Genomic DNA, 23040 nt, shown 5'->3' with positions numbered 1-23040 from the left:
TCAGTGTGGCTTGTCGTCCGGCTCTTCACCTAGCTTCGCTGCGGTTTCCTCCAATAAGGCGCCGCGGTTTGTCAGCCGCGAGAATTCCCGGTTGCCGTCTACCAGTGCGACGAAGGGGCCGGGCCGGCGCAGCACCGCACGGGTCAATTGAGCCCTGGGCGCATCTCGCAGGTTTGGCGCCCAGGCTTCGAATGCGGCATTGGGCAATAAGGTCGCGAGCAGCTCCCTGGAGACCCATTGGGCGCGTTCCTTGCTTGACCGCAGGGATACCCATTCGGTCTCTATATACACCTGGCCTGGATCGGGATTCATCTCATTTCGCTGCAGCGATTCGATGAATCTGGCAACTATCGATCGCGCGTCATATGGGGTAAAGCTTCCAGATTCGTTTAATTGTGGCGGACCGCCTGCACTGATTCTTTTGGGGTCGGGATGCCACTCAGTATTGGGAGCGATGGGCGGAAGTCCAGGGTAAATTGAAAGCAGGCTCTGTAACCAGGCGACTTCGAGCCAGGGATAGCGGCGAGTTAGCGCTTGGCGCAACTCCCTGATTGTCGCAACGGCGAGGAAGCTGCGCTCGGAGTTTGCTGACCGCTCTACGAAGACACATGCCTTGACCCCTCGCATCCGCTCCACCATGACAATCGCGATGAAGAGGCGGGAGGTCAGCCATTCAGTGCCATCGCCAAGCATGACCAGCACATAATCCGCGGGTGTCTGAATTTGAACCTGATCCAGCATGGCTGACGAAGAGTCGGCAATTTCCGCAGCCAGGGTCGCCGAACGGATGTTGTCGAGAAGAGGCATGGTGGTGGCGGGAGCGGCAGGCACCAGTTCGAGTTCGACCTTGAAGAGCGAAAGCCTGGTGATGCGGCTTCCAAGGGCTGCGACGAAGAGTGTAATCGGCCGATAAAAGACGATACCCATCGCGAGCGCCACTACTGGCCACGCTAGGGCCTTGACGATCTCGACAAGCGATGAGTTGGCATCGGGCCCGCTTCGGACACCATCGGTGAAGGCGGGATGCTGGGCCGCAGCTTCGCCGGCGATCAGCGCGTAAGCGGCAAGCATCAACAGTGTCGCGACGGCGCTCTTCATCTTTGTTGCTCCCTTGTTGGCGAGTCTCAAATTTTGCGGGCAACGGCTGCGCTCAATCCTCTCCGATACTCACGTCGCCTGCAAATACAACAAATGCGCAACCTCTCCGGCCTGTCTGGGTCGTTTTGATCTTTCTCAAACCATGCGTGAAAGGCGGATAACGCAACAATTTTCAGCCGTAAGATCGTCGTAAGGCAAGAAGCCGGGAGGGAAATTAGAGTAGCTGCAGCACGTCGCAAGTGCAATTCGATCACTTCTAACTGGAAACGGAAATGAACGCACGATTGATGCAGCCCTTGGAAGAGAATGGCATTTCCCTGTCAAACGAAGAGCTCTGGCGCGAAGTGGACCATTTGCTGGCCAGCCCAACCTTCGCGAAGGCGCCCCGGATGTGTCGCTTGCTGACCTTCCTGCTCGAAAAAAAATTGAGCGGCAATGAGCAAGAGATCAACGAATATGCGATCGGTTTGGATCTTTTTGGTCGCGATGCGAGTACGTACGACACCAGTCTCGACCCACAGGTCCGGGTACAGATTGGGCGTTTGCGCCAGCGGCTTTCGGCTTACTATGCTGCGCTGGAAATCACGCCTGCGATTCATGTCTCGATCCCGATGGGAAGCTATGTACCCGTCATTGCCTGCCCTGGTACGTCGCCAAAGCTCCTGCGCTACAAGCGAATTCTCCTGACCCCCTTGCGTAACCTGACCGGCGCTGGCGCCAGCAATACCTTTGTCTGCGGGCTGGACGAAGAGCTGGGCTCAAGGCTATTCCAGACTTTGGGCAAGGGCTTGCAAGTCAGCGCTGTATCGGATGCCAATCAATCGCCGCGGCTGGAAGGCAGCGTACGGGTGGAGGATGACCATGTGCGCGCTTCCATTCGTTTGGTCGACCCGGGAGCAGGAAGCATCGCCTGGCTCTCGCAATTCGATCGCCGCGGCGAACTCTGCATGTCATTGCAGGAAGAGCTGGCCGGGGCGATTTGCGACGCTTTACAGTTCTACCTGGTAGATCATCGTGGCCGCGGAATGTTCTCTTCCTGAGGATCTTCCTTGAACGTGGCCTCGGTGACCGTGTTGTAGAAGTGGATGTAGTAGTTGAACACTGCCGTATCGTCACTGTGGTCGTTATAGGTGGCGAGCGACAGGCCGAAGGGACCCTTTGCGCTGGGCAGCAGCGGCGCCCCTGCCGGCTTGGCCGTGATTTCCTTGATGGTCCAGCCACTGATCGAGGCGTCGTCGTCCAGCACAAAAAGGCAGACCGATGGACGGTTGATCTTCATATTGCAAGTGTCGGACTGCACGAACGATTCGCCGGTGACCGGCTCGATGTAGGTGTAGGTGGCATTGGCATCGCTTTCGATGCCGAAGATACTGACAACGATGCGGCGTTGAACAGTAGGTCTGTCGAGTGGGTGCATGTATTTCCCTTCTAATGGCTAGAAATAAATTGGAAGTACGAACTGTCACGATAACCGATCTGGCTGAGTAGTTTGGCTCCTTTCGTAAAGACTTCTTGATTTTGCAGGCAAGCGTTTACCCGAACCCACGGGTCCAGGATCTGATAATTCATGGACCGGCCGGCATCGCTCTCGATCAAGGCGTGGATCTTCCTGCAGACCTGGGCCGCCGCGCTCGCGTTTTTCGCTTGTAGCTGCAGCACGGCCTGGAGCTGCAGTGCTTCGATCAACACCAGTCTTCCGTTCAAGTTGGACAGGTTGCTCTTGTAGAATGGTTCAAGGCTGGCGACTGCGCCATTAACTTCCTGCTCCGCCGCCCGCACTTCACCGTTCGCCCGCATGGCTGCCGCTACTTGCGTGCGCGCACCCGCCTCGCGCAACTTCCAGTCCGAGTTCATTGGGTCGAAGGAGAGGATGGTTTGCAGGCGCCGGTGCACATCCCGCGTTCTTGGCAGCAGGTCGGCAGGCGGTGAATGGCGGGCAATGATCCTCAGTCGATCCACATCGAGGCCGGCCATTTCAACTTGCCAGGCACGGTTTTCCGGATCGTGCGAGGTCAACTGGGTATACAGCAGTTTTGCTTCGTCGTAATCGCGTAGTGCGATGGCATCCAGGCCGAGCGCTACGCCAAGCGTTGCCCGATGCTGCAGGGCGAGTGCATGGCGGCGTGCCAGCGTTGACTCGTCCGGGAATTGCTTACGGAGTTCCAGGATCAATTGCATCTCCTGCGCATACAACTGCTGCGCTTCCTGCAACTCACCCAAAGCCTCCTTGGCCGAGGCCAGCCACGAATAGCTGCTTGCAAGGTCGCTCTTGACTGAACGGGCATCGGGCTTGTTGGCCAGGACGCGCTGTTTCAATCCTATTGAGTGCTGGAACTCCGGAACCGCCAGTTCCGGCATTCCGCGCTGGAAGGCCAGGCTACCGAGATTATTGTGGGCGTACGATTGTTCGATCAGCCATTCGTCATTTTCCGGTTCGAGGCTGTGCAGCCGGTCCGAATAGGCGAGGTAGTCGCGCCATGCGGCGCCGGCGGCCTCCCAGTCGTTGCGGTCCTTGTGCATCTGGCCGACCCAGTATGCATTGGCGCCGAGACTCTTGAGCACCTGGATGTCTGTAGGCGCAGCCTGGTGCCGGCGAGTCAGGATCGCGTTGGCCTGGTTCAGTGCATCAATCGCTACCTTGGAATCTCCCCGTGCACGTGCGACCTCGCCGATCACCTGCAAGCCTTTGGCGCGCAAGGTGAGGGCGGTTGCGCTCAAGTCGTCGTCATCGGAGCCGCGCAGGAATTGCATTGCCTTGCCGCTGACGCTTTCGAGCAGGTCGAGGCGGCCCAGCGGGCGCAGCTTGTCGGCGAAGTCGCCGAGCATGAAGTCCATCATGCTTTCCGCTTCGTTGCGCCGCTGTTCGGCGGAACGTTTGGCAGCGACAGCGCTCAATCCCAGGCCGGTGGCCAGCAGGGCCAGGGTGATGATTGCGGAGAGAGCCAGGATTTGCAGGCGGTCGCGCTGGCGGGCGCGCTGGTGCGAGGCGCGGATCAGCTCGGATTCATTGTCCGAAAGCGAGAGCACGCCCGCATGCTGCAGCTCGCGCGCTTCGTCCAGCAGTTTGCCGCGGGGGAGGAGCAAGTCGGCCGGACGTCCCTCGTCGCGCCATCGCGTTGCCTGCTGCGCCAGGCGGCCGCGCGTGCGCAGCGCCACCCGATGCGCCGCGATCCAGTCGGTCATGCGCGGCCAGCGGCGCAGGATGGCGTCGTGCGCGATGCCGAAAACCGGATTGCCGTCGGCCAGGTCGCTGACGAACAGGCGCGCTTCGACCAGCGCCTGCACTGCCTCGTGCGCGGCAACGCCGCGCAGCGCCGACCATGGCGCGCGTTGGCTGGTGGCGGTGTCTCCGTCGAGGGACAGCACGATCAGCAGGGACATGATGTGGGGAATGGTGGCGCGTTGGGCGTCGCTCAGCTCCAGCACCACTTGCTCCGCGCGCTGGCCGATCGCGCCTTCCAGGTCGCCCAGTTGGTGGAAGGCCTCGAAGCTGAGGACTCCCTGTTCCGTGCGCAGGCGGTACAACTCCTGCAAGCAGTACTGTAGAAGCGGCAGCGCATCCGGGCTGTCTGTCGCGCTTTCGCACAGTACGTCGTCCAGCCTGGCATCGGTCGCGGGATCGGTGTCGAAACTGAGTCCGGCCGCAGCCGCCGGCCGGCGTATGATCTGAGCGATGTCGCTGAAGCCGGGAGCGCCAAGGTCGAAGTGGCCGCCATGCCGCTTGCCCTCAGTGAGCAGGGGGTACTTCGCTATGCTGGGGTAGAAGTCGTTGCGGCAGGCAATTACCAGGAGCGCGGCGCGGCTGCGCGCCAATTGCTCCAACGTTCTCAGGAAGGCTTGGCGTTCGGTTTCGGCGATGCGGCCATCGTTGAAGAAGGCCTCGAAGCGGTCAATGAAAACCGCGAAGCGAAGGCCGCTGCGCGACGGCGCATAGCTATCGAGCGCCGCCTCCATCACCGCAATCACGGAGGCGCAGGATTGCTGCAGGCGTATGCCAAGGGAGATTGCGCTCTCCCCCGGGAAGGCGCATTGCTCGCCGCATTGCAGGTCGATCAGGGACCCGGCGAGGCCGGTGAACAGGGTTTGCTCGCCAAGTTCCACCAGGTCGAAGGCTGTGGAATCCAGCACCGCGACTTCGCAATCCGGGCCCCGCGCCGACAACGCGGGAAACAGGCCGGCCTGGACCAGCGATGTCTTGCCGACGCCGCTAGGGCCGAGCACCATCGTCAGGGCGAAGCCATGCCTGGCTTGCTCTGTCACCGTTTCGACCAGGTTGCGGGTTGCTTCGTCGCGACCAAAGAAAACATCCGCGTGCGCCTCGTCAAAGGCCATCAAGCCGCGGAACGGAGAACCAGCCTGCCAGTTGCGCGTGCCGTGCGATTCGAAATCAATCGGAGCCACGGCGCGGTAGCCGCGCATGCGGATGGTCTCGATGTATTCCGGTGATTTCGCGTCGTCCCCGAGCAGGCGGCGCAGTTGCGCAACGTTCTTGTGCAGCGAGCTGTCGCTGTTGACGATGTTGCCCCAGCACTGCTGCAGCAATTCGTCTGCGCTGACCACGGCACCATGCGCATTGCACAAGGCAAGCAACACATCCATCGTGCGCGGCTCCATCTGGCGCCTGCCGTGCTCGCCCTCGATCGAGTTGGTGGATGGGTCGATCAGCCATGCACCAAAGCGGAAGGGGCTCCTTGTTCCTTTCAATCCTGCTGCTGCGGCATTCGAGTCGGGCATGTCGGACGTGCGCTGGAGAGACGATGGCGCATGCTAACACGATTGCTGCGAAAAGTTGCGACGCAGAATTGGCCCGATATAGCTTGATACGGCGCTGATACTTGTGTTACGCGGAAGCGCAGTCCTAATCTCAAATCCGAAACACCCGGTCTGTCCCATATAACATTTCCAGTGAGGGCGTGATGTCAGACAGCTTGCAAAAATGGGTGGGACGGAACCGTCCCCCACGCGTACAAATTACCTACGATGTAGAAGTCGGCGGCGCCGTCGAGAAGAAGGAACTACCTTTGGTGGTGGGCCTGCTGGCCGACCTGTCGGGCCAGCCGCTGGTGCCACTGCCCAAGCTGAAGCAGCGCCGCCTTGTGGAAATCGACCGCGACAACTTCAAGGAAGTGATGGCGAAGATTGCGCCGCGCCTTGACCTGTCGGTGCCGGACACCTACAAGAAAGACGGCAACCTGAAGATCGAGTTGAAGTTCAATGAGATCGACGACTTCCATCCCGAATCCATCGCGCAGCAGGTGCCGCGCCTGGCCAAGCTGCTGCTCGTCCGCCAGCAATTGCGCGACTTGCTCGGCAAACTCGATGGCAACGATGAACTCGACACGCTGCTCGAGAAGATCGTCGAAAACACCGAAGAGCTGAAAACGCTGAAGGCTGAAAGCGGGGCCGATGCCGGCGGCGAGGCCGCGGAAGAGAAAGCCGAGGAAGTCCAGTCCTGATAGCGCCAACGCGCTGTCTTCTCCACTCATCAGAGAGAGTCCAAAATGGCCAGTAATCAAGAGGAAGTCCAGGCCGGTGCCAGCACGACCAACCAGGAATTGAGCCTGTTGGATCGCATCGTCCAAGAAGGAAAAATGGCAGTCGAGCCATCGCAAAGCCAATATGCGCGCCAGCTCCTGGGACAGTTCGCCACCCAGGTGCTGGACGAAGGCATGAAGAAGGCGCCCGACGTGGGCGTGGTTGCCATGATCAACGAGCGCGTGGCGCAGATCGACAAGATCCTGAGCGACCAGGTCAACGCGATCCTGCACGACGAGCGTTTCCAGGCCCTGGAGGCATCGTGGCGCGGGCTGCATGACATGGTGTTCGGCACCGAGACTGGTACGATGCTCAAGCTGCGCCTGCTGAATGTCTCGAAAAAGGAATTGTTGAAGGACCTGGAAGGCGCGGTCGACCACGACATGAGCGTGCTGTTCAAAAAAGTCTACGAAGAGGAATACGGCACCTTCGGCGGCAACCCGTACTCGCTGTTCATCGGCGATTACTACTTCGGCCGTCATCCGCAGGACATCGCGCTGCTCGAGCGCCTGTCCAAGGTCGCCGCGGCTGCGCATGCGCCGTTCATCGCGGCCGCTGCGCCATCGCTGTTCGACATGGGATCGTTCACCGAGCTGGGCGTGCCGCGCGACATGGCGAAGATCTTCGAAAGCGATGAACTGGTGTCCTGGCGCGGCTTCCGCGATTCGGAAGACTCGCGATATGTCGGCCTGGTGTTGCCGCGCTACGCCGCCCGCCTGCCGTATGGCGCCAAGACCAATCCTGTGGAGCAGTTCGCGTTTGAGGAAGACGTGAACGGCAAGGACCACAACAAATACCTGTGGGCGAATTCGGCCTACCAGCTCGGCCTGCGCATCACCGATGCCTTCGCCAAGCATAGCTGGACCACCGCGATCCGCGGCGTGGAAGGCGGCGGCAAGATCACCGGCCTGACAGCGCACACTTTCAAGACCGACGAAGGCGATATCGCCCTGAAGTGCCCGACCGAGGTGTCGATCACCGACCGCCGCGAAAAGGAGCTGAACGACCTTGGCTTCATCGCCGTGGTCAACTCGAAAGGCTCGGACATGGCCGCCTTCTTCGGCGGACAATCGGTCAACAAGCCGAAGCTGTACAACAAGGACGAGGCGAATGCCAATGCGGCGTTGTCCTCGCGCCTGCCTTACGTGCTGGCGGCCTCGCGCTTCGCGCACTATATCAAGGTGATCATGCGCGACAAGATCGGCAGCTTCCAGACCCGCGACAGTGTGGAGAACTTCCTCAACAACTGGCTGAGCGATTATGTGCTGCTAAGTCCCAATGCTTCGCAGGGCGAGAAGGCGCGCTTCCCGTTGTCGGAGGGACGCGTCGACGTCACTGAGGTGCCGGGCAAGCCGGGAGCATATTCGGCAACGGTGTTCCTGCGGCCGCACTTCCAGATGGAAGAACTGACGACCTCGATTCGCCTGGTGGCGCAACTGCCGGCGGCGGCAGCCTGATTGATCATCCATCTTGCGTGCGGCAAGCGCCAGTCGCTGCCGCCGCTTTTACATAACGGAGCTTGCTATGTCAGACGTACTGATTCTGGACCTGGGTGCCGACATCAAGGGTAACTGCACGATCACCGGCTTTGCCGACAAAATCATCGTCCACTCTTTCTCGCACAACGCTTACCTCCCGATGGGCAGCGATGCCGGCAATACCGAGCGCACGCTGGGCCGCGCCGTGCTGTCCGAGATGTCCTTTTCCAAATCATCGGACCTTTCCACCACCGAGTTGTTCAAGGCCTGCGTCAAGGGCACCAAGATCGGGGCGGCGAAGCTGAATATCGGCCGCGTCGAGAATGGCGCCTACATGAACTTCATGACCTACGTGATGGATAACGCCATGGTGTCGCAGATGAGCTGCAGCGGCGGCGGCGGTATCCCGAACGACTCGTTCTCCATCAATTTCACCAAGATCAAGGCCGATTTCACGCAGCAGAAGACCGATTCGACGGCCAAGGGCACTGGAACCTGGAACTGGAACCTGGAGACCATGAAAGCAGATTGAATCTTGTCGGCGTGCAGCGAACGGCCTGGGTGTGGCAATGGATGGAGGATTTTATGGAGCTGAGTGAATTCGAGTCTAAAATCAACCGCAGCGGGCCGTTCAACTATCGCTCAAAGCGACTTGATTCGCTTGTCAGCGCGATCAAAGTCTACTTGCGGGCGAAGTCCGCAGTAACCCTCGGCGTCGCAGAGGATGCGCTCATGCAGTGGCAGCGCGAGGATCCAAAGGAATACCGGAATCGCCTGGGCCCGATAGAAGCCGAATTCTATACAGCTCTTTCGACTGCCGCCACTTTGGAGCGTGGAAGCGGAAAGATTCCAATGGCTGACAGGTCCTCGCATCCGACCTATGAACCGGACAAATGGAACACGCCCCGGGTCCAGCAATCGACAAACTGCTATGCGTACGCCTGCGACGACCCGAACAACCACGTTGCCGGAACCAAGCCACAACCTGGCAGGTACTTCACCAACACGACAGGCGGAAGGCATCAAGGGGCCATGCAATTCTATGGCGAACTCAGTACGGAGACCGTTCGCCTGGCAGTACTGCAAGATGACCAGAGTCGCCAATTGCGGCAAAAGGCCCATCTGCTGCCTTGCCTCGGCACCGCGCGCGGTGGCATGGGGCCAGTAGTCAATGTGCCAGGATACTATCTGATAGCCCTGGTGATTCGCGAGCGCGGACCTCGTCCGGACTATCACTGGTACAGGCAGGACAACACTGGTCTTTGGAGCCATAAGCCAGGCCATACGCAGGCGACGAATCTCGATGCAAGCGGGCGCATCATCACGGATCCGCGGGACTGCGATCTAGGTACGTACGAGTTTGAAATGTTCTACTTGGCTCCGAGGGGCGGAGTGCGAACCGCCTCGTTGGGCGACTCTGCGAATCACTGAGACACCCTATATGCTACCGCCATGACGCATGGGCGGTGCAAGACGTACCTGATGCCTGATCGGGCCACGTCCTTCGCTGTTACGCGCGTGATACTTGTGTAACGGAGTTGGCCTGCCCTAACATCATTTCAAGCCCTTTTGTTTGAAGCAGCCTTGGATTGGTGATGCCATGAAGCCCATGCCAGCGAATTCCGTTTCACCGTTGTTCGATCGCCTGACGGGGGGGGCCGGCGCGGCCGGCGCGGGCCGCCTGCTTGATGCCGACGGCTTGCGGCAGTCGATGCTGACCGACCTTTCCAGGCTGCTCAATTCCCGCAATGGCCTCACCATCGAGGAGTTCCTGGGCGACAGCGCGGGCTCCCTGCATTACGGCTTGCCGGATACCTTGCGGCTCTCGCCGCAGTCTTCTGCCGACCTCTCCCGATGGGAAGAAGTGGTGGCGCGCGCGCTCGCGCTGTACGAACCGCGCCTGACGCAGGTGGCCGTGAAGGTGACGCCAGACCCTGGCAAGCCCATTTCGGCACGTATCAGGATCAGCGGTGCGGTGACGCTTGGCCGCGAGCAGCGCCAGGTGCATTTCGACTGCGTCCTGGACGGCCACTCGGCAGCCCTGGAGCCGGCGGCATGAACCCCGGGGAGAAACCTGCCATGCGCACCCAGGACGATCTGCTCGAATACTACCGGCGCGAGCTGGCGTATTTGCGCGCGCAGTCGGCCGACTTCGCGGCGCGCTACCCGAAGGTCGCGCATCGGCTGGTATTGACGAGCGACGAGGCGGCCGATCCGCATACCGAGCACCTGATCCAGTCGGTTGCCTTCCTGAATGCACGCGTGCATCGCGAACTGGAACGTGACTTTCCGACCGTGGCCGCTGCGATGCTCGACAACCTGTGCCCAAGCCTGACGCAGCCCGTGCCCGCCATGTCTGTCATGCAGATGACGCTCGACCCAAGTGAGGGCAAGGTCACGGCCGGGATGCCGGTGAAGCGCGGCACCATGCTGTCCACCACAGCCGCGACGGGCGAACAATGCCGTTTCCAGGTGGGATGGGACACGACTTTGTGGCCACTGAGGGTCGGCGCCGTCGTGCAGGAAGATCCAAGGATCTTGCGCCTCGACCTGCGGTGCGATGGTGGTATCGATGTGGCGGAACTCGAGCTCGATACGCTGCGTCTCCATTTGTCGGGCGATTTGTTGACCACGATGCCCTTGCACGAGCTGTTGATCAGCGCACTGGAATATATAGAGGTAGTAGGCAGTGCCGGCGTCTATCGCATGTCCGCGCACCACATGGTGGATGTGGGCTTCGCCGAAGATCAGGCAATGCTGGCGCGGCCGGCGCACGTCCACCCCGCATACTGCCTTCTACAGGAGTACTTCGCGTTTCCGCGCAAATTCCAGTTCTTTGACTTGTCCGGACTGCGCGGCCGCTTGGGGCGCGGCGCCGGCTTTTCTATACGCCTGGTGTTCACCCACAGTTCGGCGGTCTTGTCGCAGCTACGCCCGGAAAATGTGCTGCTGGGCTGTGTTCCGGCCTTGAACCTTTTCCCGGTCACCAGCGAGCCGATCGTGCTGGACCGGCGCCATTATGAATACCTGCTGATTCCGGACCGCCGCCGCGATGCGGTGCTGGAAGTGCATTCGATCGTCTCGGTCAGTGCGGCGGACCCGCGTGGCGAACGTGGGGTGGAGATTCCGAGCGCGTTCGCAGTGACGGAAGGTGGTTCCAGCGGGGCGAAAGTGCGCTGGACGATGCGGCGAGAGGCTAGCCTGCGCAAAGGGATCAGCGGCAGCGACGTCTACCTCGGATTCGTCGACCGCAGCGATGTGCGGGCGGCGCTGGCCGAGCATGTGGTCTACGCCAGCCTGCTGTGCACCAACCGGTTGTTGGCCGAGCAGGTCTTGCCAGGCACGCGCTTCTGGGGCGATGGCGTGGCCAAGTCGACTACGGTGCGCGCGGTCTACCAGCCGAGTGCACCGCGCCAGCCGGCCCTGGGCAACGATGCGCTTTGGGCCCTGGTTGCGCTGCTGCGGCTGAACCACCGTTCATTGGCCGATGGCACGAACGGTGCGGCGACACTGCGCGACATGCTGTCGCTGTTTGCCGGCAGCAGTGCCCGCGACCAGCTCCAGGTGCGGGGCATCAAGCGGCTGCATGCGCAGCCAGGAACGGCTCGCCTGGGCGGCGATTCGTGGCGTGGCCATTGCCGCGGCACCGACGTCACGCTGGAATTCGATGCGGCCGCCTTTGACGGCACCTCGCCGCTGGTGCTGGCGGGCGTCCTGGCGAGATTCTTTGCGCTGTACACTACGGCCAATTCCTTCGTGCGCCTGTCGGTACGGCGTGCCGGGGAAACCTGGAAGCAGTGGCCTGCAATGGCGGGGCGGCAATGCCTGACCTGATCGCACAATTGCGGGCTGCACCGCAGGATTTCAACCTGTTCCAGGCCATCAGCCTGGTGGAGCGCAGCGAGCCGGCGCGCAGCCCGGTCGGATGTGGCGTCGGCGCCAACGAGGCGCTGCGGCTGGCTGCACAGGTGGACATGGCGTTTGCACCGAGCGATATCGCCAGCCTGGGCGAGAGCGCGCGCCCTGGACCACCGCTGACCTTGCGCACTGCGGCGCTGACGCTGGCCGGCGCGCAAGGCCCGCTGGCGGCGCCGTTCACCGAGTTGCTGCTGGCACGCCGCAGGGCGCGCGATGGCGCAGGGCTGGATTTCCTCGACATCTTCAACCAGCGCCTGATCGGGTTCTGGTATCGCGCCCGTTGCAAGCACCACCTGGCATTGCAAGGGATCGCTGCGCGGGCGCCGCTTCCGCGCAGCCTGGACGCCCTGTCGGGACTTGGCCTGGCGGAGGGCGCCCTTGGGCCAGGCGGTGAACTGGCCTGGTTGCGCCACGCGGGATTGCAAGGATCAGCGCCTCGCTCGCTGGCGACTTTGCTGACGCTTTTGCGCGATCGCCTTGGCGTCGCATTCGAGGGAAGGCAGTTCGTCGGCCACTGGCATCCGCTGGCTGACTGCGACCGGGCGCGTCTGAGGGGACTTGGCGGCGGCCAGGCGGCGCAACGGCTTGGCGGCGGCGCCAGCCTGGGCGCGCGTGCCTGGGACCAGGCTGCGGGCATTGCGCTTCGCGCGCCATCCCTGACGCCCGACCGTTTCGCGGCGCTGCTGCCGGACGGACGGCAATGCGGTTTGCTGGGCTGGCTGGTAGCGCGTCACCTGCAGCGCGATGTCAAGGTGACGCTGGAACTGAAGCTGGCGGGCAGGCCGGAGTCTCGCCTGGGCGCGCAGCACGGGGGCGGGCTTGCGCCACGCCTGGGACGCAGCGCATGGCTGTGCGGCCGCGCGGCGCCGTCTGGGCCGGGATGCGAATACCGGGCGGTGCGATTCGTGCTGCCGGGACAAGGGAGCTAAGGCATGGAAGTCGATATCCGCAGCCTGTTGTCGCGCCTTGACCCCGAATGCCGGCGGGCCATGGACGCGGGCGCTGAACTGTGTGTCCAGCAAACCCATTTCAACGTCGAGGTGGAGCACTTCCTGATAGCGCTGATCGATGGCGCCGCCTCCGACCTGATGCTGCTGCTGAATCACTATGGCGTGAACGCCGATGCGGTGCGGCGACAGGTGCAGGATTGCCTGGATGGCTTCAAGCGCGGCAACGGTCGCACGCCAGCATTGTCGCCCCATTTCGCTGCCCTGTTCCGCGAAGCCTGGCTGACCGGTTCAATGCTGCTGGGGGCGCAGCAAATCCGCTCCGGTGCTGTGCTCCTTGCCATGCTGGATCTGGACAGCATGCGCGGCATGCTGATCGAGACCGCTCCGGCCCTGCTCGAGATCCCGCGTGAGCGGCTGAAAAACGAGCTGGCTTCGCTGCTGGGCGGCAGCGCCGGCGCCGAAGTGCGGCGCGGAGGAGCGCAGGCGGGCGGCTCGACGCCGGCCCTGGAGCAGTACACGGTCGACATGACGGCGTTGGCGCGCGCCGGGCGCATCGACCCGGTTCGCGGCCGTAACGAGGAAATCCGCCAGATTATCGATGTACTGCTGCGCCGGCGCCAGAATAATCCCATCCTCACCGGCGAGGCCGGCGTCGGCAAGACGGCCGTGGTGGAAGGTTTTGCCCAGCGCGTTGCCGACGGCAACGTGCCGGCCGCGCTGGCGGACGTGCGCGTGTGCGCGCTGGACCTGGCGCTGTTGCAGGCCGGCGCCGGGGTGCGCGGCGAATTCGAGCAGCGCTTGAAATCGGTGATTGCCGAGGTGCGTGCCGCTGCCGTTCCGGTGATCCTGTTCATCGACGAGGCGCACCAGCTGATCGGCGCCGGTGGCAGCGAAGGGCAGGGCGATGCCGCCAACCTGCTCAAGCCGGCCCTGGCGCGAGGGGAGTTGCGCACGATTGCGGCAACTACCTGGGCCGAATACAAGAAGCACGTCGAGCGCGACCCTGCGCTGGCGCGCCGCTTCCAGGTAGTGAAGGTGGATGAACCGGCGCCGGAGGCGGCAATCGGCATGTTGCGCGGCATGGTAGGAACGTTGCAGCGGCACCACCAGGTGGAGATCATGGACGAGGCTGTGCGCGATTCGGTGCGCCTGTCGCAGCGCTACATCGCAGGGCGCCAACTGCCGGACAAGGCGATCAGCGTGCTGGACACGGCCTGCGCCCGGGTCGCCATCGCGCAGGCCGGGACGCCGCCCGCGCTGGAAGCACTTGAGCACGAGATGGTGCTGGCGCAGGAGGGGCTGCGCCTGGCGCGCCAGCAGCTTGGGCGCGGCGAGGGCGATGCCGCCGAAGCGGCGCAACTCGCGGGCGCCCTGGAACGCCTGGCTGCCCGTCACGCAAGCCTGGTGGCCAAGGTGGCGGAGGAGCGCCGCGCCGTGGAGGAAATCCTGGCGTTGCGGCGCGAGATCGCGGCCCGGGCCGATGCCGGCAACGCCGGTGACGAAGAACAGCAGGCCCAGGCCGCCCAGTTGCAGCGCCTGCAAAAAGGCCTGGAAGCGATACGCGACGATGAACCGCTGGTACCGGTGTGCGTCGATTCGGCCATGGTGGCGGGAGTGGTCGCCGGATGGACCGGCATCCCGGTCGGGAAAATGCTGGCCGACGAGGTGCATACGGTACTGGAGCTGAACGAGCGCCTGTGCGAGCGCATCGTCGGGCAGGACCAGGCGCTGGACACCATCGCCCGCCGGGTGCGTACCCTGCGCGCCGAACTTGACGATCCGGGCAAGCCGGCCGGCGTGTTCATGCTGGTAGGCCCGAGCGGGGTGGGCAAGACTGAAACCGCCTGCGCACTGGCCGACATCCTGTATGGCGGCGAGCGCAATATGATCACGATCAACATGTCTGAATTCCAGGAGGCCCACGCCATCTCCAGCCTGAAGGGCGCGCCGCCCGGCTATGTGGGCTACGGCAAGGGAGGCGTGCTGACCGAGGCCGTACGGCGCCGGCCCTACAGCGTGGTCCTGCTGGACGAGATGGAAAAGGCCCATCCGGATGTGCTGGAGCTGTTCTTCCAGGTTTTCGACAAGGGCACCATGGAGGACGGCGAGGGCGTCGCGATCGATTTCAGGCACTGCATGATCCTGCTCACCTCGAATGCCGCGCAGGATGTGATTACCCGTGCCTGCCACAACGGTGCAGTGCCGGATCCAGCCGCCCTGGTGGAGTTGCTGCGGCCAGCCCTGCTGCGCCAGTTCAGCCCTGCCTTCCTTGGCCGCGTCGTGCTGGTGCCGTACTATCCGCTGGACGACGCCGGTATCGGCATGATCGTCGACATGAAGCTGGCCAGGCTGGCCGAACGCTTTACCGCCCACCATCGCGCCCGTTTCAGCTGGGACGATGCGGTGACGACCGCGATTGCGGCGCGCTGCACGGAAGTCGACAGCGGCGCGCGCAATGTCGACTTCATCCTGACCCAGACCGTGCTGCCGCAATTGGCCAGCCAGGTGCTGGAACGGATCGCCACCGCTTCGGCATTCTCGGCCGTGCACATGTCGGTGGCGGGCACGCAGTTTTCCTATAGTTTCCGTGACAGTCCGATCGGGAGGGCGGCATGAAAACCGGCTTCAAACAGGCCTGCGGCCTGATGCAACTGACTTCGCCCTTCGGCGCCGACGACCTGCTGCTCGATAGCCTGGCTGGTAGCGAAGGCTTGTCCGAGCTGTTCGGGTTTACGCTGCATATGCGTTCCGCCAGCACCAGCCTGCGCGCGGCCGCCGCCGTCGGCAAGGAAATGACGGTCAGTATCGGCGGCCCTGGGGGCACACGCTACATCAGCGGGATGGTGATGCGATTCGTGCAAAGCGGCGAGGATAAGGATTTCGCGCTCTACGAAGCGGAGCTGGTGCCGGCGCTGTGGAAGCTGACCCTCTCGCGGGACCGCAAGATCTTTTCCAACCTGGGCGTGGACGCGATCATCAAGGATGTACTGGGTGGATTCGGCGTGGCCTTCGAGTCCCGGCTCGGCAAGAGCTATGCCAGCCGCGAATACTGCGTGCAATACGACGAAACCGCCTTCGACTTCATTTCACGGCTGATGGAGCAGGCAGGCATCTGCTACTTCTTTACCTTTGCCGCCAGCGGGCACACCATGGTGCTGGCCGATGCATCGAGCCAGTTTGCCGACTGCGCCGGCGCTGCGAAGGTTCGCTTCTGGCCCGAAACGGGCATGCTGCGACCGGTCGATGCCGTCTCGCGTTTCGCACATGAGCACCGGATCGTGCTGCAGCAGGCGACCGTCAGCGATTATGACTTCGTCACCCCGGACACCTCGCTCGAGGGCAGCTTCCAGGCAACGGCGGGCATGGGCGCGAGTTATGAATTCGCCACCGGCCATGGCACGGTGGATGCCGGCCGGGCGCTGGCCCAGTTGCAGGTGGAGGAGAGCCAGTGCGCGTCGGAAGTGCTGCACGGAGACAGCTTCTGCTATCCCTTCTGTGCTGGAACGCGCTTCACGCTGGCCGGGCATTTCGTCTCCGCGCTGAATGCCGACTTCGTGCTGCGCCGGGTCCGGCATACGGTGCGTGACGACGTATACAGCAACGCTTTCGAAGCGTTTCCCGGCGCCGTGCCGTTCCGTCCTCCGCGCCAGGCGCCGCTTCCCCGCATGGCCGGTTGCGAAACGGCCATGGTGGTGGGGCCTTCGGGGGAAGAGATCTGGACCGACAAGCACGGGCGCGTGAAAGTGCGCTTCCCGTGGGACCACGCGGCCGCCGACGACAAGCGGGCGCCATGGATCCGCGTGGCGCAAGCCGCGGCGGGCAAGGGCGTTGGCGCATTCTTCCTGCCCCGCATCGGGCATGAAGTGGTGATCAGCTACGTGAACGGCGACCCGGACCGGCCGCTGGTGACGGGCAGCGTCTACAACGGCAACAACGTGCCGCCAGCAACACTGCCGGCAAACCAGACCCAGTCCATCTTGCGCACCTTGTCGTCGAAGCAGGGCAAGGCCGGCAACGAACTGCGCTTCGAAGACAAGAAGGACGCCGAGCAGCTCTACATGCATGCGCAGAAGGATATGGCGGTGGAGATCGAGAACGCCCTGGCCACGACGGTAAAGAAGGGCGCGGAACTGCATACGCTGGAAGAGGGCGACCGCACCATCGTCCTGAAAAAGGGCAAGGAAGTGCACCAGGTGGCCGGCAGCCGCGAACTGGCCGTGAAGGGAGCCGAGACCCACGCCAACGAGGCCGCGTTCACACATACGGTCAAGGGCGACTACCAGCTGACGATCGACGGCAGCCTGACCATTTCCGTCAAAGGCGGCATCAAGCTGGTGTCGGACGACAGCCTGGCGCTCGAGGCGGCAAAAGCGCTGTCGGCCAAGGCTGGCACGGAGTTGAGCAACAAGGCCGGTACCGCGCTGCAATGCGAGGCAGGCACCGACCTGGGGTGCAAGGCAGGCAAGGCGCTGCAGTTGCAGGCCGGCCTGCAGATCGACCACAAGGCCCCCATCATCAACAGCAAGGCCGATGCCACCCAGACGGTGGAGGCGGGGGCGGTGTTGACGCTCAAGGGCGCCATGGCGAAGGTGAATTGAATGGAATCCCCACTGCAAACCGCCAGCAATAGCGCAGTGCCGACGGTGGTCGAAGAGCGCGACGCCGACGGCAACATACTGCTGCGCAGCGCCATGGCCAGCGGCGTCCTGCATGGCCCGCTGGAGCAGTTCTGGCCAGGCGGCCAGCTGGCGATGCAGGCCCATTTCGAGCACGGCAAGCTGCATGGGCCGATGACGCTGTACGACGCCGACGGCGCCCTGGTGCAACGCAGTGCCTTCCAGCGCGGGCTGGCGCATGGCCTGGTGGAGACCTATGTGCACGGCCGGCGGGTGATGGCGCAGACCATGGCCGAAGGCGTCGCCAGCGGGCCTGCGCTGTCCTATGACGAGGCAGGCCAGGTTACGGCGCGCCTGTCGCTGGAGTCGGGCCAGATCGAAGGGCCGGCTGCCTTCTTCCACGAAGGCCGGCAGGTGCGCAACTCGGTGTACCGCAGCGGCTTGCTGGAGGGCGAGTCGGTCGACCTGGACGCGGAAGGGCAAGTGGTGCAGCGCTGCAGCTACCGCGCCAACCTGCTGCATGGTTCGCTGCGCCGCTACTGGCCCAACGGGGCGCTGATGGAGGAAGTGCTGTATCGCGACGGCGTTCCGGTGGGGCCGCCGGTGCGCTTCAATGCGCAGGGGGGACGGCTGGGCAATGCCGAAGCGGCGCCGGCCCTGATGGAACGCATCAAACGACTACTGAGGGGCGACTGATGGGACAACAAGTATGCGCTGGAGCGATGCTCAAATGCTCGTTCGGGCTGGCGCCCGGCACTCTGATGGTGCCGCCGGCCAGCCAGGTCGTATCGACGATGCCCGATGCGAATGTCATGGATTGCAAGCCGATGGTGAACATCCTGCCGTTCGGCATGTGCACTTCGCTGGGCAATCCGCAAGTGGCGGCGGCGACTGCTGCGGCACTGGGCGTGTTGACGCCGATGCCTTGCGTGCCGATGACCAGTGCTCCCTGGATGCCCGGCTCGCCGACAGTCCTGCTGGGCAAGCTGCCGGCGCTGAACAATGCCTCCAAGCTGATGTGCATGGCCGGCGGGGTGATCGAAGTATGCGTGCCGGGTCAGGCCACGGTGTCCGTGCCCTGAACCCGGATCCGGACAGACAGGTGCGATGATGGAATACCGATTGAGCCTGACACCCCGCCTGCTGGCAGTGGGATCATGCGGCGTGGTGGCCTTGCTGGTGCTGATGTTTGCGCTGGGCTTCCAGTTCGGCGTGCGCATGTCGGAGGCGGCCGTACATGCGCCGCAAGTCCTGGCAGCGGCGCCGCAATCGGCCGCCCCGGCCGTGGCCGCGCCGCCGGCCCCGGTCGCGCAGGAGGCGCCATGAACGCCCGCCTGGCCCGCCTGGCATCCCCGGTGCTGCTGGCCATGGGCCTGATGTCCGCGCCCGCAACGTCGGCGGCGGCAACAGCCAGTGCTGCGCTGCCGCCGGCCTCGCCGCTGGTACGCACCGCCGATGGCCGCCTGCTGGCGCCCGATATCGCCCGCATTGTCGAGCGTGGCGAGCTGGTGATCGCCATGTACCAGGTCGACAGCCCGCCGTTCTACGCGCAGAAGGACGGCGTGATGAGCGGGATCGACATCGAGCTGGCGCAGGCGATTGCCGGGGAACTGGGCGTGAAGCTACGCTTCGACCGCAGTTCCAGCAGCGTCGATGCAGTGGTGGAAATGGTCGGCAACGGCCAGGCCGACCTGGGCATCAGCCGCCTCGGGCGCACCTTGCGGCGCAGCCAGATGGTGCTGTTTTCGACGCCCTACCTGGTGCTGGGCCACGCCATGCTGATCCACCGTGTACGCTTCTCCGAAAGATACGGCAAGCAGCCGTTGAAGGAAGCCATGCGCAACTTCGAAGGACCGTTGGGCGTGATGGCCAACACATCGTGGGTGGAGTTCGCCCGGCGCGACTTCCCGGCGGCCCGCTTGCAACCGTATCCCACCTGGCAGGCGCTGGTCGATGCGGTGCGCCGCGGCGAAGTGCTGGCCGCCTATCGCGACGAGCTGGCAGTGCGCGAGGTGCTGGAGCAGGACCCGCGCCTGGCGCTCAGCCTGCGCACGGTGACATTCACCGATGCGCAAACGGCGCTGAGCGTGATGGTGGGCGTGCGCGACGGCACCTTGCTGGCGTTCGTCAATGAGGTGATTGCATCGCGCGCCGGCAGGCGCCCTCCCGGCGACAGGAGGATCAAGCCATGAGCGCACTGGCCCAGCTTGCCGGCCCGCTGCCCGCAGCTGCCTGGCGGCGCGTGCGGTCCCTGGCCATCAATCCTTTGGTGGTCCTGGCCTGCGTGCTGCTGGGAGGGGCGATCGGCTGGGCCGCTCCGGCGGCCGGCCTGCGCCTGGCGGTAGTCGGCAGCGTCTACGTCAACCTGCTGACCATGGTGGTGCTGCCGTTCATGATGTCGGCCGTGGTGCTGAGCCTGCAGACCCTGTACCGCGAAGGCGGCACCGGCAGGATTGCGCGGCGCGTGGTGCTGGTGTTCGTGCTGCTGGCACTGGCGGCCGCCGTGCTGGCTACTGCCGGCACGCTGGTGCTGCACCCGGGCGAGAACCTGTCGGACGCCACAAGGCAGGAGCTGGGCCAGCTGGTTGGCGGCGATGCTGACCAGACCAATACCGCAATGGCCTTGCACCAGGCGGATGTCGCGCCGCCGGCGGCGACGGCGCAGGACATCGTACGGCGGCTGGTGCCCTCGAATATCTTCGCGGCCCTGGCCGAAGGCGAAACCCTGAAAGTGCTGGTTTTTGCGTTGTTGTTCGGGGTATCGGTCGGACAGGTCCCCGAGCGCATCGCCGGCGGCCTGCAACAGGCGCTGCAATCCGTGTACGAAGCCTGCCAGACCTTGACGCGCTGGATCAACCTGCCGCTGCCGCTGGTCGTGGTATGCATGACAGCCGGCCAGGTGGCGCATACCGGCGTCGTTGCGATGGCGGCAATGGCCGGCTATGTGCTGGGATTCCTGTTCGTCAGCGCCCTGGTGATCTGCCTGGCCGTGCTGTTGCTGCGCCAGCGCACAGGCGGCGAGCTGAAACCGGTGTTGAAGGCCATGCGCGAACCGTTTGCGCTTGGCGTGGCAACCAACAACAGCGCCGCCTGCATGCCGGCCATGGTGGAGGCGCTGGCGGGCCGCCTGGGCTTTGCGCGGGCCCGCGTGGAATTGCTGGTGCCGCTGTGCACGGCCCTGCTGCGCGCCGGCCCGGTCGTCTATTTCGTCAGCGGCACCATGTTCATCGCGGCCCTGTACGGGCGTACGCTCGGGCCGGGAGAACTGGTGCTGCTGGCAGCGGTGGCGGCGCTGACCGGCTTCGCTTCGTCCGGCATGGGCGGGGTGGCGACGGTAGCGCTGATGGGCACGGTCTGCGCGTACTTCTCGCTGCCGTTCGAAGCAGCTTTCGTGCTTTTTGTTGCGGTCGATCCGCTGTGCGCGATGGCGCGTACCGCAGTCAGCGTGCTGGTGGGCTGCGCTGCGGTGTCGCTGATCTGCGCTCGGCCGCTCGGCTTGTGAGGGACATGCCATGAAAGCGCTGCACGCCATCCTGCACCAGCCAGCGGCCTTGCTGGCAGCCATGCTGCTGGGAGCGTGGTGCGGGCTGGCCTGGCCCGCCGCCAGCCCGCTGTTTGCGGCGCTGGCGGCACTCTACCTGTCGCTGGTGCAGGCTGCCACGCTGCCGTTCCTGGCCTTGGCGGTGTACTTCGGCCTGCAGCGCAGCGTTGCCGGCGGGGCGCCTTGGGGGCGCCTTGCCTGGCTGCTGGCGGCGGGGCTGGCCGGCATGCTCGCCTGTGCGCTGGCGGGAGCCCTGCTGACCAGCGCCGCGGCCGGTGGCGCCGGCATGGCCCCGGACCAGGCGGCGGCGCTGGGCCGCCTGACAGCGCGCGCTGAGATCGGGGCGCCGATCAGCCTGCGCGGCGATGGGCCGCCGGCGGCCATGCCGGCGGCGCCCGACCTGGTGCCGGCCAACCTGTATGCCGCCCTGGCGGCCGGCGCCGTGCCTTCGGTGCTGGTGGGCGTGATCCTGTTCGGCGCCGCGGTCGCCGCACAGAAAATGGAGAGGGCGGCGCAACTTGGCAGCATCCTTGAGGCAGTCTACCGCGGCCTGGAAGGGGTGATCGGACTAGTCAATACCGGCCTGCCGCTGATCGCCTTCGTGCTGGCGGCGGCCGCAGTTGGCGCCGCCGGCACGGAAATCAGCCTGCTGGGCGGCTTCCTTGGAAGCTGGGCTGTGGCGGCGCTGCTGGCATCGGGCCTGGCGCTGGCGGCCCTGTGCTGGCGGCTCAAGTCGGCGCCGGCGCCGGTGCTGACGGCATTGCGCATGCCGCTGACAGTGTGCCTGTTCTCGCCGGTAGGCACGGCCGCGCTGCCGGAATTCATCGAAGCGCTCAGCGTACGGCTCGGCTTCGCGCGCGGCACGGTGGAATTGCTGGCTTCCACATTTCCGGTGTTCGCGCGCAGCGGCGAAGCGCTGTTCCATGCGGTGCTGGCTGTCTACGCGGCCAATATCTACGGCCATGCCCTGGCCTTGCAGGACCTTGTGCTATTGGCCCTGTTGTCCTGTTGGTTCACGCTGGCCACCAGCGGCCTGCCGGGCGCCAAGGCCGCGCTGTGGTCCGGCGTGCTGCAGGCGCGCTTCGGGCTGCCGCTGGATGCCCTGTTGCCCGTCCTGGTGGCAGTTGAAGTGCTGTGCGAAGGCACCCGCAGCCTGGTGTCCTACCTTGCCGCGGCAGCCCTGGTGGCCCTGGCTGCCGAGCCGGGACGCTTGCCGGCGGCAACGGCGCGCGACAGCGTGCAAGGGGCGTCCGTGGTGCTGGTGCTGGGGCGGCGGCAGGCGGTACTGAGCCTGCTGCTGTTGGGCGGCACCTTGCTGCTGGTCTTTTGCGCCGGGCTCGGGGCCGGCCTGCGCAAGCATCTGCTGGCCACTTTTTAGGAGATGCCATGAGATACGCGAAGCCTGCCGCCCACCTGCTGGCGGCGTTATTGGCGGCCGGCGTGCTGGCCGCCTGCGGCACGCTGGCCAGCCTGGCCGGCGGCCCGCGTCCGCAAGCGCCGCGCTGGCAGACGCTGGCCCTGGCCGCCGCCGACAATGCCAATGGCAATAGCGCGCTGGCGGTCGACGTGGTGCTGGTCAAGGACAAGGGCGTGCTCGATACACTGGCCGCCATGCCGGCCGCGCGCTACTTCGCAACGCGCGCCGACCTGCAGCGCACCTTTCCCGAAGCGCTGACCGTGCTGGCGGTGGAAATCACGCCGGGCCAGGTCATCCAGCTCGAGCCGAAGCGCTTCGGCGCGGAACGGGCCTGGGCCGCGCTGGCCTTCGCCAACTATGCGGCGCCGGGCGAACACCGCGCACGGCTGCTGCTCGAACGCGGCGGCTATGTCCTGCAACTGAACGCCCAGGGCTTTGTCGCGAGCGACATCCGGCCCGGCGCCGCCCACTGAAAGAAGGAGCCGCC

At 64.4% G+C, this 23040-nt stretch carries 20 protein-coding genes; 17 read left to right on the top strand and 3 right to left on the bottom strand.

The features are described from left to right. Entirely contained in the window at nucleotides 1-1098 is a 1098-nt protein-coding gene (locus tag ACN9MU_RS18215; protein ID WP_426343237.1) for a hypothetical protein, read from the bottom strand. Between the two features lie 272 nt (nucleotides 1099-1370). Here ACN9MU_RS18215 and ACN9MU_RS18210 point away from each other — a divergent pair, with 272 nt between their 5' ends. Beyond that, nucleotides 1371-2138, top strand: coding sequence for a hypothetical protein (locus tag ACN9MU_RS18210; RefSeq protein WP_426343236.1), 768 nt, complete (start codon nucleotides 1371-1373; stop codon nucleotides 2136-2138). Here the strand turns inward: ACN9MU_RS18210 and ACN9MU_RS18205 are convergent. Continuing rightward, the gene (locus ACN9MU_RS18205) at nucleotides 2108-2515 is read right to left on the bottom strand and encodes a hypothetical protein (protein ID WP_426161790.1); all 408 of its coding nucleotides are present in this window, start codon (nucleotides 2513-2515) and stop codon (nucleotides 2108-2110) included. The genes ACN9MU_RS18210 and ACN9MU_RS18205 overlap by 31 nt on opposite strands. An 11-nt stretch (nucleotides 2516-2526) precedes the next feature. Next, nucleotides 2527-5802: a winged helix-turn-helix domain-containing protein gene (locus tag ACN9MU_RS18200; protein WP_426343235.1), complete on the bottom strand. Its 3276-nt coding sequence runs from the start codon at nucleotides 5800-5802 to the stop codon at nucleotides 2527-2529. Nucleotides 5803-6014: 212 nt separating this feature from the next. On the opposite strand from ACN9MU_RS18200, the gene tssB reads away from it, so the two are divergent. The 16 genes from tssB to ACN9MU_RS18120 all read left to right on the top strand — a co-directional run bounded on the left by tssB (nucleotide 6015) and on the right by ACN9MU_RS18120 (nucleotide 23026). Continuing rightward, nucleotides 6015-6554, top strand: a complete 540-nt coding sequence (gene tssB / locus ACN9MU_RS18195; RefSeq protein ID WP_426318146.1) for a type VI secretion system contractile sheath small subunit — start codon at nucleotides 6015-6017, stop codon at nucleotides 6552-6554. Nucleotides 6555-6599: 45 nt separating this feature from the next. Continuing rightward, a complete protein-coding gene (gene tssC / locus ACN9MU_RS18190) occupies nucleotides 6600-8090 on the top strand; it encodes a type VI secretion system contractile sheath large subunit (protein WP_426343234.1) in 1491 nt (496 codons plus the stop codon). A gap of 67 nt (nucleotides 8091-8157) precedes the next feature. Beyond that, nucleotides 8158-8643: an Hcp family type VI secretion system effector gene (locus ACN9MU_RS18185; protein ID WP_426343233.1), complete on the top strand. Its 486-nt coding sequence runs from the start codon at nucleotides 8158-8160 to the stop codon at nucleotides 8641-8643. After that, nucleotides 8640-9542, top strand: coding sequence for a hypothetical protein (locus ACN9MU_RS18180; protein ID WP_426343232.1), 903 nt, complete (start codon nucleotides 8640-8642; stop codon nucleotides 9540-9542). Before ACN9MU_RS18185 ends, ACN9MU_RS18180 begins: the two co-directional genes overlap by 4 nt. Nucleotides 9543-9711: 169 nt before the next feature. Further along, on the top strand, nucleotides 9712-10170 hold the full coding sequence (gene tssE, locus ACN9MU_RS18175) for a type VI secretion system baseplate subunit TssE (RefSeq protein WP_426343231.1): 459 nt from the start codon (nucleotides 9712-9714) through the stop codon (nucleotides 10168-10170). Then, the gene (gene tssF / locus ACN9MU_RS18170; protein ID WP_426343230.1) at nucleotides 10167-11945 is read left to right on the top strand and encodes a type VI secretion system baseplate subunit TssF; all 1779 of its coding nucleotides are present in this window, start codon (nucleotides 10167-10169) and stop codon (nucleotides 11943-11945) included. Before tssE ends, tssF begins: the two co-directional genes overlap by 4 nt. Beyond that, on the top strand, nucleotides 11933-12958 hold the full coding sequence (gene tssG, locus ACN9MU_RS18165) for a type VI secretion system baseplate subunit TssG (protein ID WP_426343229.1): 1026 nt from the start codon (nucleotides 11933-11935) through the stop codon (nucleotides 12956-12958). The genes tssF and tssG overlap by 13 nt, the downstream gene beginning before the upstream one ends. Nucleotides 12959-12961: 3 nt before the next feature. Then, complete coding sequence (gene tssH / locus ACN9MU_RS18160) at nucleotides 12962-15595, top strand: type VI secretion system ATPase TssH (protein ID WP_426343228.1); 2634 nt, start codon at nucleotides 12962-12964, stop codon at nucleotides 15593-15595. Further along, nucleotides 15592-17577: a type VI secretion system Vgr family protein gene (locus ACN9MU_RS18155; RefSeq protein ID WP_426343227.1), complete on the top strand. Its 1986-nt coding sequence runs from the start codon at nucleotides 15592-15594 to the stop codon at nucleotides 17575-17577. Before tssH ends, ACN9MU_RS18155 begins: the two co-directional genes overlap by 4 nt. Then, nucleotides 17578-18291 (top strand): toxin-antitoxin system YwqK family antitoxin, encoded by a 714-nt coding sequence (locus tag ACN9MU_RS18150; RefSeq protein WP_426161779.1) that lies wholly within the window; start codon nucleotides 17578-17580, stop codon nucleotides 18289-18291. Then, nucleotides 18291-18677, top strand: coding sequence for a DUF4280 domain-containing protein (locus tag ACN9MU_RS18145; RefSeq protein WP_426161778.1), 387 nt, complete (start codon nucleotides 18291-18293; stop codon nucleotides 18675-18677). The genes ACN9MU_RS18150 and ACN9MU_RS18145 overlap by 1 nt, the downstream gene beginning before the upstream one ends. A 40-nt stretch (nucleotides 18678-18717) precedes the next feature. Then, a complete protein-coding gene (locus ACN9MU_RS18140) occupies nucleotides 18718-18921 on the top strand; it encodes a hypothetical protein (RefSeq protein WP_426161777.1) in 204 nt (67 codons plus the stop codon). Continuing rightward, nucleotides 18918-19787 (top strand): substrate-binding periplasmic protein, encoded by an 870-nt coding sequence (locus ACN9MU_RS18135; RefSeq protein WP_426343226.1) that lies wholly within the window; start codon nucleotides 18918-18920, stop codon nucleotides 19785-19787. The genes ACN9MU_RS18140 and ACN9MU_RS18135 overlap by 4 nt, the downstream gene beginning before the upstream one ends. Beyond that, entirely contained in the window at nucleotides 19784-21097 is a 1314-nt protein-coding gene (locus tag ACN9MU_RS18130) for a dicarboxylate/amino acid:cation symporter (protein ID WP_426161775.1), read from the top strand. Before ACN9MU_RS18135 ends, ACN9MU_RS18130 begins: the two co-directional genes overlap by 4 nt. A gap of 10 nt (nucleotides 21098-21107) precedes the next feature. Then, a complete protein-coding gene (locus tag ACN9MU_RS18125; RefSeq protein ID WP_426343225.1) occupies nucleotides 21108-22514 on the top strand; it encodes a cation:dicarboxylate symporter family transporter in 1407 nt (468 codons plus the stop codon). Between the two features lie 8 nt (nucleotides 22515-22522). Further along, on the top strand, nucleotides 22523-23026 hold the full coding sequence (locus ACN9MU_RS18120; RefSeq protein ID WP_426161773.1) for a hypothetical protein: 504 nt from the start codon (nucleotides 22523-22525) through the stop codon (nucleotides 23024-23026). The last annotated feature ends 14 nt before the right edge of the window (nucleotides 23027-23040 follow it).

This window comes from Pseudoduganella sp. R-32 (assembly GCF_049913245.1).
In the GTDB taxonomy this organism is placed as follows: domain Bacteria; phylum Pseudomonadota; class Gammaproteobacteria; order Burkholderiales; family Burkholderiaceae_D; genus Rugamonas.
Note: the sequence above shows the minus strand (reverse complement) of the source record. Positions and strands in the feature narration are given on the sequence as shown.